This window comes from Micromonospora sp. DT46, from assembly GCF_049841735.1.
GTDB lineage: Bacteria > Actinomycetota > Actinomycetes > Mycobacteriales > Micromonosporaceae > Micromonospora > Micromonospora reichwaldensis.
Window position 1 is genome coordinate 578,005 of the sequence record NZ_JBNCKW010000001.1, and the last position, 13,148, is coordinate 591,152.

General features: G+C 74.3%; 18 protein-coding genes. 4 read left to right on the forward strand and 14 right to left on the reverse strand.

The window, feature by feature from the left end; genetic code table 11:
- Positions 1–61: 61 nt before the first annotated feature.
- Together ACLQ20_RS02620 and ACLQ20_RS02625 are read right to left on the reverse strand one after the other, a co-directional pair.
- The gene (locus ACLQ20_RS02620) at positions 62–373 is read right to left on the reverse strand and encodes a hypothetical protein (protein WP_425854258.1); all 312 of its coding nucleotides are present in this window, start codon (positions 371–373) and stop codon (positions 62–64) included.
- An 18-nt stretch (positions 374–391) separates the two neighbouring features.
- The gene (locus tag ACLQ20_RS02625) at positions 392–586 is read right to left on the reverse strand and encodes a hypothetical protein (RefSeq protein ID WP_151456751.1); all 195 of its coding nucleotides are present in this window, start codon (positions 584–586) and stop codon (positions 392–394) included.
- A 96-nt stretch (positions 587–682) separates the two neighbouring features.
- On the opposite strand from ACLQ20_RS02625, the gene ACLQ20_RS02630 reads away from it, so the two are divergent.
- Complete coding sequence (locus tag ACLQ20_RS02630; RefSeq protein WP_425853998.1) at positions 683–1,021, forward strand: hypothetical protein; 339 nt, start codon at positions 683–685, stop codon at positions 1,019–1,021.
- A gap of 55 nt (positions 1,022–1,076) precedes the next feature.
- On the opposite strand, the gene ACLQ20_RS02635 is transcribed toward ACLQ20_RS02630, so the two are convergent.
- Complete coding sequence (locus tag ACLQ20_RS02635; RefSeq protein WP_151456753.1) at positions 1,077–1,559, reverse strand: DUF2231 domain-containing protein; 483 nt, start codon at positions 1,557–1,559, stop codon at positions 1,077–1,079.
- A gap of 226 nt (positions 1,560–1,785) precedes the next feature.
- Between ACLQ20_RS02635 and ACLQ20_RS02640 the strand changes: the two genes are divergently transcribed.
- Both ACLQ20_RS02640 and ACLQ20_RS02645 read left to right on the forward strand, forming a co-directional pair.
- A complete protein-coding gene (locus ACLQ20_RS02640) occupies positions 1,786–2,214 on the forward strand; it encodes a Fur family transcriptional regulator (protein WP_151456754.1) in 429 nt (142 codons plus the stop codon).
- Between the two features lie 54 nt (positions 2,215–2,268).
- Complete coding sequence (locus ACLQ20_RS02645) at positions 2,269–3,126, forward strand: oxygenase MpaB family protein (RefSeq protein ID WP_151456755.1); 858 nt, start codon at positions 2,269–2,271, stop codon at positions 3,124–3,126.
- A 90-nt stretch (positions 3,127–3,216) separates the two neighbouring features.
- Here ACLQ20_RS02645 and ACLQ20_RS02650 read toward each other — a convergent pair whose 3' ends face one another.
- The 11 genes from ACLQ20_RS02650 to ACLQ20_RS02700 all read right to left on the reverse strand — a co-directional run bounded on the left by ACLQ20_RS02650 (position 3,217) and on the right by ACLQ20_RS02700 (position 12,102).
- Entirely contained in the window at positions 3,217–4,083 is an 867-nt protein-coding gene (locus ACLQ20_RS02650; RefSeq protein ID WP_425854245.1) for a RecB family exonuclease, read from the reverse strand.
- A gap of 138 nt (positions 4,084–4,221) precedes the next feature.
- Positions 4,222–4,836, reverse strand: a complete 615-nt coding sequence (locus ACLQ20_RS02655; RefSeq protein ID WP_151456757.1) for a MarC family protein — start codon at positions 4,834–4,836, stop codon at positions 4,222–4,224.
- A gap of 40 nt (positions 4,837–4,876) precedes the next feature.
- Complete coding sequence (locus ACLQ20_RS02660) at positions 4,877–5,743, reverse strand: PHP domain-containing protein (RefSeq protein ID WP_425853999.1); 867 nt, start codon at positions 5,741–5,743, stop codon at positions 4,877–4,879.
- A 48-nt stretch (positions 5,744–5,791) separates the two neighbouring features.
- Entirely contained in the window at positions 5,792–7,009 is a 1,218-nt protein-coding gene (locus ACLQ20_RS02665; protein ID WP_425854000.1) for a hypothetical protein, read from the reverse strand.
- Between the two features lie 56 nt (positions 7,010–7,065).
- Complete coding sequence (locus ACLQ20_RS02670; protein ID WP_425854001.1) at positions 7,066–8,145, reverse strand: SigE family RNA polymerase sigma factor; 1,080 nt, start codon at positions 8,143–8,145, stop codon at positions 7,066–7,068.
- Between the two features lie 105 nt (positions 8,146–8,250).
- A complete protein-coding gene (locus ACLQ20_RS02675; RefSeq protein ID WP_132231592.1) occupies positions 8,251–9,126 on the reverse strand; it encodes a PH domain-containing protein in 876 nt (291 codons plus the stop codon).
- 6 nt (positions 9,127–9,132) lie between these two features.
- Complete coding sequence (locus ACLQ20_RS02680; RefSeq protein WP_007455302.1) at positions 9,133–9,291, reverse strand: hypothetical protein; 159 nt, start codon at positions 9,289–9,291, stop codon at positions 9,133–9,135.
- Positions 9,292–9,424: 133 nt separating this feature from the next.
- Positions 9,425–10,126, reverse strand: coding sequence for a DUF6758 family protein (locus tag ACLQ20_RS02685; RefSeq protein WP_327030417.1), 702 nt, complete (start codon positions 10,124–10,126; stop codon positions 9,425–9,427).
- Positions 10,127–10,270: 144 nt separating this feature from the next.
- Positions 10,271–10,894 (reverse strand): TrmH family RNA methyltransferase, encoded by a 624-nt coding sequence (locus ACLQ20_RS02690; RefSeq protein ID WP_311410700.1) that lies wholly within the window; start codon positions 10,892–10,894, stop codon positions 10,271–10,273.
- A 102-nt stretch (positions 10,895–10,996) separates the two neighbouring features.
- Entirely contained in the window at positions 10,997–11,524 is a 528-nt protein-coding gene (locus ACLQ20_RS02695; protein ID WP_192581417.1) for a hypothetical protein, read from the reverse strand.
- Between the two features lie 62 nt (positions 11,525–11,586).
- On the reverse strand, positions 11,587–12,102 hold the full coding sequence (locus tag ACLQ20_RS02700) for a MaoC family dehydratase (RefSeq protein WP_132231598.1): 516 nt from the start codon (positions 12,100–12,102) through the stop codon (positions 11,587–11,589).
- A gap of 548 nt (positions 12,103–12,650) precedes the next feature.
- Here ACLQ20_RS02700 and trxA point away from each other — a divergent pair.
- Positions 12,651–13,013, forward strand: coding sequence for a thioredoxin (gene trxA / locus ACLQ20_RS02705; RefSeq protein WP_151454943.1), 363 nt, complete (start codon positions 12,651–12,653; stop codon positions 13,011–13,013).
- Positions 13,014–13,148: the final 135 nt, after the last annotated feature.

Genomic DNA, 13,148 nt, shown 5'->3' on the forward strand with positions numbered 1-13,148 from the left:
GTGAGGGACGGCTGCGGAAGGTCTTCAACTCCGTCGGCATCGTGTTCAAGGGATCGGGCTTCTACCGCACGGACTCGCGCTCGTCCGGCTCGGACAGCGCGAAGAGCGGCGCCGCCGCCAAGCCGGCGAAGTCCGACTCGTCCGGCGGCGGTGACTCCGGCTCGTCCGGCGGGTCCTCGTCGTCGGGCTCGTCCGCCGGTTCCTCGTCCTCGTCGTCGGGCTCGTCCCCGTCGTCGGGCTCGGGCGGCTCCACCGGCGGCGGGGGCAAGGCCCCGGCCGCCAGCAGCGCCAGCTCCTCCTGACCCACGCCGCCCCGGCCCGGGGGCCGGCCCCCGAAGCTGGGCCGGGCCCCGGGCCGGCCGCGCTCGTCCACCGGGCGGCGGTGAGCCGCTCAGTCCCAGTGCGGAGGGCGCTCCGCGAGCAGCCAGTCGTCGTTGCCGCCCGAGCGCTCGCCCCAGCCCCGGTCGGTGTCGTCGGCGGTCTGCTCGGGCAGCACCACGAAGTCGTCGCTGAGGTCGACGGCGCGGTCGTCGTCGCCGCGTACCGCCGGCAGGCCCGGATCCTCGGTGATGCTCACGAGCGGCAAGACTAGCGCAGCCACCACCGGCGGGAGCGACGACGAACCGCCGGGCCGCCGCGTCCGGCCGGCCGCCGGGCCGGGGCGTTGGTAGCGTCGGACGGCGTGACGACCCCCACCTCCGGCGGCGCCCCGGACGAGTACTGGCGACGGCCCGACGCCTCGCCCGAGCGGCCCACGGGCGCGCCGCCGGGGCCGGCCACGCCACCCCCGGCGCGTGGGAGCGGCTACGCGGGCCCGCCCGCGACCACCCCGCCACCGGCCGGGTGGCGCCCACCGGTGCACCTGCGACCGCCCCCGCCCCGGCGGCTGCCGGCGCAGGACATGGCGGAACTCGACGCGGCGGAGCAGCGGGCGCAACGACTCACGTACGGCGTGGGCACGGTGACCGGTGTGGTGCTGGTGCTCCTCGTCTGCGTGCTCTGCTCCCGGCTCGTGTTCTGACCTCGGCCCGGTCGCGGCCCGCGCCGCCTGTCGGCCCGACGCGGCCGGCGGGACGTCAGAGGGTGTTGCCCCAGACGGTCTCGGCCCCGGAGTGCCCGGTCAGGTACACGTAGACGAGGCTGACGACGCCGAGCGCCACCACCACGACCGACAGCACCGGGGTCACCCAGGACGGCAGCTTCGGCACCCGCCGGTGCCCGCTCGTCACGAACAGCAGCAGCAGCGACGCCACGGCCAGCGGCAGCACCCAGCGGAACAGGATGTCGCCGTAGCGGGAGTGCGTGAAGATCTGCTCCACGATCGGGCCCTGCATGCCCCGGGCGAGGAACGCGTCCGTCAGCTCCTCCCCCGACTCGACGGCGACGAAGGCCGACACGGGCGCCACCACGGCGAGGATCGCCACCGCCCAGTCCAGCCGCGCCCGGAACCGGGGCAACGCCACGTACGCGGCGGAGAGCAGGGCCAGCAGCGGCACGAGCACGACGACCGCGTGCACCACCAGCACGTGGGCCGGCAGACCCAGGATCTCCTTGAACATCCACACCTCCGGCGTACGCGGTCGCGGGGCCAGCGTACGGTGCGCCGGTCGACCCGCCCAGTCAATCTCGATCGGGAACACGCGCCCGGAGCCGGTCCGGTTCACCGTTCCCCGGCGAGGAACCCGCCGACCCGGCGGCCGGCTCGGGACGACCGGGGTTGTGGCCGGCGCCACCCTGCACCGGAGGCCGGTTGTCGGTCCCCGACCCGCGTGCTGTCATTGGCACATGCCCGGTGGCGAGGAACTGCTCCGGTCGAGGGGCCTGCGGGTCACCCGGCCGCGCCTCGCCGTGCTCGACGTGCTGGCCGCCGGCGGCCACCTCGAGGTCGACGAGATCACCCGCCAGGTGCGCCAGCGCATCGACTCGGTCTCCACCCAGGCGGTCTACGACGTGCTGGGCGCGCTGTCGCGCGCCGGGCTGTCCCGCCGCATCGAGCCGGCCGGCAGCCCCGCCCGCTACGAGGCCCGGGCCGGGGACAACCACCACCACGTCGTCTGCCGGGGCTGCGGGGAGATCGCCGACGTCGACTGCGCGGTCGGCAGCGCGCCCTGCCTGGACCCGGACATCGCCCACGGGTTCGAGGTCGACGAGGCGGAAGTGACGTTCTGGGGCCTCTGCCCCACCTGCCAGGCCCGCCGCTCCGCCGACGACTGAGGGCCGACCGCTCTCCACGCGGCGCGCGGCGGCACCGCGTGGCACCCTTGGTCGGTGGACTCCGATGACCTCGGCCTCTTCGGTCCGGGTTCGGTCACGTGGAAGGTGCACGAGGAGCCGATCCTGATCGTCGCCGGCCTGCGTTCGCTCTACCTCCAGTCGTTGCATCCCCGGGCCATGGCCGGGGTCGCCCAGAACAGCAACTACCGCTCCGACGCCTGGGGCCGCCTGGTGCGTACCGCCACCTACGTCGGCACCACCATCTACGGCACCACCGCCGAGGCGGAGGCCGCCGGGCTCCGGGTACGCCGCCGGCACGCCCGCCTGCGGGCCACCGACCTGTTCACCGGGGAGGAGTTCCGGGTCGACGATCCCGAACTGCTGCGCTGGGTGCACGTCACCGAGGTCGAATCGTTCCTCGACACGGCCCGCCGGGCCGGGCTGCCGCTGACCGCCGACGAGATCGACGGCTACTACACCGAGCAGCGGCGCTCCGCCGCCCTGGTCGGCCTGGACCCGGCGACGGTGCCGGGCACCGCCGCCGAGGTGGCCGACTACTACCGGCGGATCCGTCCGGAGCTGCGGATGACCCGCGAGGCGGCCGAGACGGCGCTCTTCCTCACCGCGCCGCCGATCCCGTGGAAGCTCAGCCTGCCCGCCCGGATCGGGCTCAACCTCGGGCCGCCCCGCTGGGCGTACTTCGGCATCGCCGGCACGGCGCTCGCGCTGCTGCCGGCCTGGGCCCGGCGGATGTACGGCGGGCTGGGCCTGCCCACGACCGCGCTCTCCGCCGACCTGAGCGTCCGGGCGCTGCGGCTGACCCTCGCCACGTTGCCCCGCCGGTGGCGGGAGGGGCCGTTGCAGCAGGCCGCCAAGGAACGCGCCGCCCGGCTCACCGGCACGCCGGCCTGACCCACGGCCGAACCGGCTGCCCGGTGGGCGCCCTGTGCGACCCGGGCCGGCACCGTGTCGCCGCCAGGGTGACCGTGCCTGCGGGGGTGGTCAGTCCTGGCCGGACGCCGGCTCGGTCGCGGGCGCGACCACCGGGTCGGCGGCGCGCTCGACGGCCGCCCACGGCTCCTTGCCCGGCGCCTGCGCCCCCACCGGGCAGGTGCGCCGGTAGTCGCACCAGCCGCAGCGCGGGCCCGGCGTGGTCGGGAACGCCTCGTCGGGGTCCTCCCCGTCGGCGACCGCCCGCTCGGCGGCCATGATGTCGCGGGCGGTCTCCTCCGCCCGGGTGAGCTGCCGGGCCAGCGACTCCACGGTGTGCTCGTGGGCGGCCACCGTGCCGGTCGGCAGGTGGTGCAGCTCCACCCGGCGGCACGGCCGGCGGAACACCCGCTCGGCGGCGTACGCGTAGAGCGCCAGCGCCTGCGAGCCGCGCGCGTCGTCGGCGTCCAGTCCCGTGCGGCCCGTCTTGTAGTCGACGATCACCAGCTCCGGGCCGTCGGGCCCGGGGCGGGAGTCGATCCGGTCGGCCCGGCCGTTGAAGGCGAGCACGGCGGTCTTGACCGCCACCACGCGCTCCACGCCGAGCGGGTCGGCCCCGGGCTCCAGGGTCTCGACGTAGGACTCCAGCCAGCCCAGGGCCCGCCGGTAGGCGGCCCGCTCCTGCTCGTCGTCACGGTAGCCCTCACGCACCCAGGTGCCCTTGAGCAACGCGGCGAGCGCCTCCGGCCGACGCCGCTCGGGGCTCAGGGCATACCAGTTCTTCAGGGCGTTGTGCACGCTCGCGCCGAGGGAGTTGTGCGCCCACGGCGGGCCCTTCTGCGGGGCCGGACGGTCGACGTAGGAGTAGCGGTAGCGGCGGGGGCAGTCGGCATAGGCGCCGAGCTTGCTCGGGGTGCAGACGAAGAGCCGCTCCGGCATGCCCTCGAAGCCGAGCTGCTCGGGCTGCTCGCCGCGCGGCCGGGGCGCCCGGCCGCCGCTGGTGGAGGACCGTCCGGCTGAAGAGGCTCGTCGCACACCGCGATCCTGCCATCCACCCCCGACAGAACCGGCCGCCGGTCAGGTCATGTTGGCGTACTGGGTCACGAACGCGGCCACCGCGTCCGCGATGAGCTGCACCGCGATCGCGGCCAGCAGCAGGCCGGCGATCCGGGTCAGCACCTCGATCCCACCGGGTCGCAGGATCTTGACGATCCCGCCGGAGAACCGCAGCACGATCCAGACGGTGACCATCACGGCCACGATCGCGGCGGCGATGGCCGTGACGTCCGCCCCGCCGTCGGCCTGCTGGACGAAGAGCATGGTGGCCACGATGGCGCCGGGGCCGGCCAGCAGCGGCGTACCCAGCGGCACCAGGGCGATGTTCGAGGTGGCCTGCTGGCTCGGGTCGTCGGCCTTGCCGGTGAGCAGCTCCAACGCCACCAGGATGAGCAGCAGCCCGCCGGCCGCCTGCAACGCCGGCAGGTCCACGTGCAGGTAGTCGAGCAGCGTCTGCCCCGCCACCGCGAAGATCACGATCACGCCCAGCGCCAGGGCGACGGCCTGCCAGGCAGCCCGGTTGCGGTCCCGCGCCGTCAGGGGGCCGGTCAGCGCCAGGAAGATGGGCATCATGCCCGGCGGGTCGACGATCACCAGCAGGGTCACGAAGACCTCGCCGAACAGCTTGGCATCCACGTGATCAACGTAGCCGCGCCGCCCGAGGCGGAAACGCGGATCAGCCGGAAGCGACCTCGGTCACTCCGCCCGCCTCGGCGACGATCCGCTCGTACGCCCCGGGATCGGTGGTGAACGCCCCGAGCCGGACGGTCTTGTGGGTGCCGTGGAAGTCCGACGAGCCGGTCACCAGCAGGCCCAGCTCGCCGGCCAGGGCCCGCACGTGCGCCCGCTCGGCCGGGGAGTGGTCCTCGTGGTCGGCCTCCAGCCCCGCCAACCCGATCGCGGCCAGGTCGGCGATCAGCTCGTCGGGCGCGATCCGCCCCCGCCGGGTGGCCCGGGGGTGGGCGAAGACCGGCACACCGCCCGCCGCGCGGACGAGCCGGACCGCGCGGAAGACGTCGATGTCCTCCTTGGGCAGCCGGTAGCGCTCGCCCAGCCAGTCCGGCCCGAACGCCTCCGTCGTGGTGGCCACCAGGCCGGCCCGGATCAGCGCCTGCGCGATGTGCGGCCGGCCCACGGTTCCGCCGCCCGCGCCGGTCAGGATCTCCGGCCAGCTCACGTCGATCCCGTCGGCCCGCAGCAGCGCCACGATCCGCTCGCCCCGCTCCTCGCGGGCGGCCCGCACCCGGGCCAGCTCCGCGACGAGTTCCGGGGCGTCCGGATCGAAGAGGTACGCCAGCAGGTGCAGCGGCAGCGCGGGCTCCTCGCCGTACCACCGGCAGGAGAGCTCCGCGCCCCGGACCAGGCTGAGCCCGGCCGGCAGCGCCGCCAGGGCCGGCGCCCAGCCGGCCGTGGTGTCGTGGTCGGTGATCGCCACGACGTCCAGCCCCGACTCCGCCGCCGCCCGCACCAGCTCGGCCGGGCTGAGCGTGCCGTCGCTGGCGGTGGAGTGGGTGTGCAGGTCGATCCGCGGTGCCGCGCTCATCGGCCCGACGCTACCGGCCGGCGGCCCGCCCCGGGCGCGCGGGCGCGGTCAGGGACGGCGGTCGCCGCCCACCGGCACCACGCGTTCTCCGGCGGGCAGGCCGGTCACGGGCACGGACACGGACACCTCGCCGTCGAGCACGCGGCTCACCTCGACGCGCACCAGGGCGCCGTCCGCAGCCGGGTAGTGGGCCGTCCCCTGCGGCGTCCACGCCACCGGCCCGGCCACGGGCGGACCGGCCGGGCGGGTCGCCGGTGCGGCGGCGAGCTGGTCCAGGTCGACCAGCAACGCGCGGTCCTGCCGGCCCGCCTTCCCGTTGACCAGGAGCCACCGCCCGTCGGCGGACACCCCGCCGGCTCCGGCGCCGGTCAGCGTCGGCCCGCATCCGGTCCGTACCGGTGCGAGGTTCCGGGCCGGGTCGAGCAGGGCGACACAGGGCCGGCGGGGAGTGCCGGCGGACACCAACGCGACCGCCAGCCCGTCCGGGCGGGTGCCGTAGACGTGCAGGGCGGCGTCGCCCGCGCCGCGCGGCGGACCCGCCGCCGGGCGCCACAGGGCGTGGCCGGGCCGGTCGGGGGCGAGGCGGACCAGGACCGTGTCCCCGGCGAAGGCGACCGGTACCGCGTCGGGCGACGCCGGGGTGCGGGCGGCGGCGACGACCTGGGTGCCGACGATGCCCGCGACGACCAGATCCGTCCCCTCCCGCCAGGCGACCTGCCGCGCGTCGGGGCTGAGGACGATGTCCCGGGCCCCGGCCAGGAGCAGGTGTGCCTTGCCGTCCGACAGCACGATCCACAGCGACCGGCCGGCCGCCGTCGGCGCGCCCACCACCGCCCACCCGGCCCGGTCGGGGAGCCGCTGGGCACGCTCGGCGGCCGTGCCCACGTCGGGCAGGGCGAGCCGCTGCCCGCCGGCGGTGACCAGCACGTCGTTGAGGATGAGGTCCACCTCGCCCCGCCCCAGGTCGGCCCGGGGAGCGGCCGACAGCTGCGGGGTCGGGTCCGGCAACGGCGAGGCGTACGGGTCACCGAGCACCACGGTCGGATGGGTGGGTCGCCCGGGCTGCTGCCCGAGCTGGGCCATTCCGGCGCTGACCGTCACGGTGGCCACCGCGGCGAGGGCGATCCCGGTCAACGTCCGCCGGCGCCGGGACCGGTCGGCCCGCCGGATCGCCAGTCCCGCCGGATCGGCGACGAGCGGACGCGCGACGGACACCCGGCGGGCGAACGTCTCCCGTACCGCCTGCGCCAGCTCGTCCTCGGTCACGGCGAATGGACGCGTCGGGCCTTCGGTCCGGTTGTCACCACGACCGACGGGACGGCTCACCGGTGCTCTCCGGAGCCGGCCGGTACGGCCGGGAGGGCGGCCTGCCGGCCGCGCTGCTCGTCACGGGCGGTACGCGACATCGCCCCGGCCCCGGCCCGCGCCCCCGAGGCGACGGGCACCGGATCGCCCGCCGACTCGTCGGTCAGCTCGGCGGCCGACGTGGCACGTCCGGCGTCCGGCGCCGGAGCAACGGTGGCCGGCTGCGCCGGAAGTCCGGTCGCGGCACCGCCCGGAGCGGCGGTGACGCCTCCCGACCGACCCGGGGCGATGGCGCCTCCCGACCTGCTCGGGGCGGCGGTGGTGGTGCCGGCCGGCCGGCCCGCCGTGGCCGGCGCGACGAGCGGCGACGGGGCGTTCGTCGCCGCGACCACGGCCGCCGCGTCCTCGCCCACCACCATCGTCGGCGCCCCGTAGGCCGTCGACGGGCGGACCGGCGCGCCGCCGCGGACCGGAGCGGGACGGTCGGTGCCGCCCTGCGCGGGAGCGGGACGGTCGGCGCGATCGCGGGCGGGGGTGGGGCGGTCGGTGCCGTCGGCCCGGGGCAGGGCCGGGGTCGGGTCGGCCCCGGCCGACAGGTCGAGGACGGCCTCGGCGCCCATCCGGCGGCGCAGGGTGCCCAGGGCGCGCGACGTCTGGCTCTTGACCGTGCCCGGCGAGATGCCGAGCAGCGCGGCGGTCTGCGCCTCGGACATGTCCTCGTAGAAGCGCAGCACGAGCACCGCCCGCTGCCGGCTGGGCAGCGCGCTCAGGTGACGCCAGAGCAGGTCCCGGTCGAGCTGCTGCTCGATCTCGTCGACCCCGGCCCGCTCCGGCAGCACGTCGGTGGGGCGTTCACCGTGCCAGCGCCGCCGCCACCAGCTGGTCGAGGTATTGATCATGACGCGGCGGGCGTACGGCTCGATCGCCTCGATCCCGCCGAGCCGCTTCCAGGCCAGGTACGTCTTGGTCAACGCGGTCTGCAACAGGTCCTCGGCGGTGGCCCAGTCGCCGCTGAGCAGGTAGGCGGTGCGCAGCAGGGCGCCGGAGCGGGCCGCGACGAAGTCGCGGAACTCCTCCTCCAGGGGATCCCTGCTCACCATCGGCCACCTCCGCACCCCGTTGTCCTGGCAGGTTGCCATGCCCGGGGTGGTCGGGTCGACGGCGAATGGTGCGCAGTTCCTCCGATGTTCGGACGAAAAGTTTCACGCCCCGTCGTCGGCCTTGGCCTCGTCGGCCTCCTTGCCCAGCCGTGCCTCGACCGCCTGCGGCTCGTACATCTCCTCGACGACACGCAGGTAGAGCTCGTTGGGGTTGGGCAGGTTCTTGATCTCACGCAGCGCCTGCTCCTGACCGGCGGACTCCAGCACGAAGGTGCCGTAGTTGAGCGCCCTGCCGGTCGGGCTCTGCTCGTACTTCATGTCGGTGACCCGGACCAGGGGCATCATCGCGACCCGCCGGGTGATGATGCCGTTGACCACCATCACCCGCTTGTTCGTCAGGATGAAGCGGTCGTACCACCAGTCGGCGACCTTCCAGGCCACCCATCCCATCACGGCGAACCAGAGCAGCACCGCGATCGTGGTGAGCGCGCCCACGTCCTGCCCGGCGAGGAAGCCGGAGAGGTAGCCCAGCACGAAGGTGGCGGCGATGCCGACCAGCAGCGGGGTGGAGAGGTGGATCCAGTGCCGCTTCCACTCGCCCCGGTAGCGCTCGGTCGGGAAGAGGTAGCGCGCCACCAGCGAGCTGGGCTCGTCCTCCAACGGCAGCACCCGGCGGGGCGCCATGCCGGCGGCGTCGGCCCGCAGACCGGCCAGCTCGTCCTCGGAGATCTGCGGTGGCTGGTAGCCGGCCTCCGGGTCACGGACCCAGGCCCGACCGGACCGCCCCTCCCCTGCGTACGCCGGGCCGTCGCCGAAGCCGGCGTCGTCCGAGAGGGAGGGACCGTCGGAGAGACCCGGACCGGTGCCGTAGCCCGGCCCGTCGTCGGGGCCGATCCGGGGGATCGGCTCCGTGTCCCGCTCCCGGCGCTCCCGATCGGGATCGTCGGGATCGAAGGGTGGACCGGAGGGGTTTCCCATCGGCGGCTAGGCGACGAGGCTGGTGAAGAAGTCGCCGAACCCCTGGGCGATGTCCATGATCCCGCCGCCCAGTGACTTGAACACGTCCGCCGCAGAATTTGGCCGGTATGCGACGAAGAAGATCAAGAATGCGATTCCGGCCCAGGTGAGGACCTTCTTGACCATGGCGGGCCATCCTCTCGCGCGGCGCCGGGTCCCATTACCGCAGCGGCACCCAGAGTATCAGTGTGGTGTCGTACAGTGAATATCTGCGTCCGTTCTCCGACATTCCGGGATGCCTGTCAAGCCCTAGGGCCCGTCAAGCCTTCCCGTGCAGATACGGAGACGGTGCGCCGTACACGAGCTCGGGCGGTGTCCACTCGGTCAAGTCGTGCAACACGACTTCTTCCGCGAGGAGGTGACCCGCACTCGCCGGCCAGGCTATCGCATGGAGCCACAATCCCCGAGCCTCGCCGGCGTACGCGCTTCGATCCGTCGGGGAGTTCACGAGCCACAGTGGAGTCGGATGACCGGCCACCTTGATCCTGGCCTGCCCGACATGCTCCGGATGGCCCGGCCCGGGATCGGTCAACGCCTGCGCGAGTTCCGGGCCCGGATCCGGGCCGGCCAGACCCGCGAACCGGGTGCCCAGGCCGACGCCCGGCTCCTCGGCGACGAAGACCAGGTCCGCGGGACCCCCGCCGAGCGGCTCCGGCCCGGCGCAGGCGACCGCCGTGGCGCGCACCCCGGTGCGGTCGTCGCCGGCGTACGCCACGCCGGTCATGGTCCAGCCCGTCGGCAGCGGCCACGGGCACCACAGCGGCGTCCTCGGCCGGGTCGGCGGGTCGGCGGCGGCGACGATCCGTTCCACCACGCTGGCCACGATCTCGGTCCCGATGTGCTCGGGCACGTGCAGCGGGGAGACCGGCCCGCAGTCCAGGCAGCGCGACTCGGTGTGCATCAGGTCCGGCGCCCGCACCGGTCCACCACATTTGGGGCAACTCACCGCGACACTCACCATCCCACCGTCACCCCCACACGCCGCCCCGTCAAGCGGAGCGCCGGTTTCGGTGCCGCCGACCACCTCCCGGGGCGGGTCGGCTGAGGTCCCCCGGCGAGCCCGAGGCCGGCGAGCGGCGGCGGTCAGCCCGGCGAGTGGCGGCGGTCAGCCCGGCGGCGGTCCGGCGTGCGTACGGATCCAGGCGTGCATGGCGATGCCGCTGGCCACGCCGGCGTTGATCGACCGGGTGGAGCCGTACTGGGCGATCGAGAAGAGCTGGTCGCAGGCGGCACGCGCCGGATCCGACAGGCCGGGGCCCTCCTGCCCGAACAGCAGGACGCAGCGCCGGGGCAGGGTGGTGGTCTCCAGCGGCCGAGAGCCGGGCAGGTTGTCGATGCCGACGACCGGCAGCTCCCGTCCGGCCGCCCAGGCGACGAACTCCTCGATGGTCTCGTGGTGCCGGACGTGCTGGTAGCGGTCGGTCACCATGGCGCCGCGCCGGTTCCACCGCCGGCGGCCGACGACGTGCACCTCGGCGGCGAGGAAGGCGTTGGCGTTGCGGACGACCGTGCCGATGTTGAAGTCGTGCTGCCAGTTCTCGATCGCGACGTGGAAGTCGTGCCGCCGTCGGTCCAGGTCGGCCACCACGGCCTCGCGCCGCCAGTAGCGGTACCGGTCGACGACGTTGCGCCGGTCGCCCTCGGCGAGCAGCTCGGGGTCGTACCGCGGGTCGTCCGGCGGGTCCCCGGGCCACGGTCCCACGCCGACGTCGAGCTGGTCTCCGGTCACGGTCACGCAGGGTACGGCCCACGGACCCCGCCCCGGGTCGCGACCCCGGCGCGGCACCGGACCGGGCCGACGCGGACGGAACGCCAGGTCGACCGGGGCGGTTCAGCGCAGCCCCAATGCGCCGCCGAGCCGGTCGAGGAAGCGGCGGTCGGCGGGGGCCGGCGGCAGCCCGGGGGCTCCGGCCGTCGCCGCCCTGCACACCCGGGCCGCCACCGACTGCACCCACTGCCGGTACGCGGCCGAGTCGGCGGGATCGGCCCGCCGCCGCAGCACCCGGGTCGCGGCCCGGCAGGCGGCGAGGAGGTCCACCACGTCGGTGAGGCGCTCGACGGGATCGCCCGCCCCGTCGTGCCGGGCGTAGATGGCGGCGACCACCGCGCGTACGAGATCGCTGTCGAAGGCCCGGCCGGCGGCGACCGCGTCCAGGCCGGCGAGCCCGGCGGCGACTCCCGGGTGGGGCCGTCCGGGGCCGGGCGCGGCGGCGGCCACGATCACGCGGCCGGGCAGGCTGGTCAGCAGGTCCCACTCGGCGGCGGAGTAGACGGCGGTGGTCAGCGGTGCGGCACGGCGGCCGGCAGAGGACGGCTCTCCGGCGACGGAGTGGCTCATGGGGACCTCCGGCGCCAGCATATGCCCCGGATCGGAAAAAGGGCCCCTACCACCCGGAACCCGGATGAGAAGGGGCCCGTCGGTCAGCGCGGCTCGGGGAAGCTGGGCCGTTCCGGGTCGACGCCCTCGGGCACCGCCGCCGTCGCGTACTCCTTCTTCGGGACCATCACCCGGCGGCGGAAGACGCACACCATCGTGCCGTCCTGGTTGTAGCCCCGGGTCTCCACGGAGACCACGCCCCGGTCGGGCTTGGAGGACGACTCGCGCTTGTCCAGCACGGTGGTCTCGCCGTAGATCGTGTCGCCGTGGAAGGTGGGCGCCACGTGCCGCAGGGACTCCACCTCGAGGTTGGCGATGGCCTTGCCGCTGACGTCGGGCACCGACATGCCCAGCAGCAGGGAGTAGATGTAGTTGCCGACCACCACGTTGCGCTTGAACTGGCTCGCCGTCTCGGCGTAGTGCGCGTCCATGTGCAGCGGGTGGTGGTTCATGGTGAGCAGGCAGAAGAGGTGGTCGTCGTACTCGGTGACCGTCTTGCCGGGCCAGTGCCGGTAGACCGCGCCGACCTCGAACTCCTCGTAGTAGCGGCCGAACTGCATCCTTGTCCCCTTCGACGGGCGGCGATGGAGTTCGGCACAGCATGCCTTATGGAGTGTTAAGGCGAGGTGCGGGGCGCGGGGCGTGCGGAAATGTCACACCGCCACAACCGGGGGGAGACGCAATGAGCGGCGGGGCCCTCCCCGGCACCCGCCGCCCACGCTCTGATGCGGAAGATTCTGCCGTACGGGAAGGCGAACCGAACAGAGACGGAGGTCACATTTACCTTTTCGTAACACTACTGTGCGTGCTCGGTCGACCGGACCTCGGCGATCTCCGCACGCCGGATTGCCGCTTGTCAACCGCCTGATTGCTCATTCGTTCCGGTCAATCGTGTCGATCTCCCTGGAAACGCTCCCATCACGACCGGTCACGCAAATGCGTCGTGCACTTGCGTACCGCAACGGCGAGCAGGAACCATCGTCATCGATGTGAACGTGACCCGCGCAACGCCGTGACGAGCACGTTTCGGCGGAGACGGGCCGGGAATTCCACGAGGTACGCCCTGGTTCCACCAGACGTAGCTATTCCGCGCCGATCGGAGACTTTCATGGCAACCGTAGAGCTGACCACGGCAAACTTCGACGAGGTGACCGGCAGCGACGGCATCGTGCTGGTCGACTTCTGGGCCGACTGGTGCGGCCCGTGCAAGCGGTTCGCCCCGGTCTACGAGCGCTCCTCCGACAAGCACTCCGAGATCGTGTTCGGCAAGGTCGACACCGAGGCGCAGCAGGAGCTGGCCGCCAAGTTCGACGTCCGCTCGATCCCGACCATCATGGCGATCCGCGACGGCGTCATCGTCTTCGCCCAGCCCGGCGCCCTCCCCGAGTCCGCCCTGGAGAACCTGATCGAGCAGGTCCAGGCCCTCGACATGGACGACGTCCGCGAGAAGCTGGCCGGACACAGCCACTGAGCCGCAGCGCTCCACGACGGCCGGGCCCCGACGGGCCCGGCCGTCGTCGTCGTCCACCCGCCGGGTGACGGGGAGCGGCCGGCACCCGCACCTCCGCCATGCGCCCGTGGAGACGTCTCCGCCATGCGCCCGAGA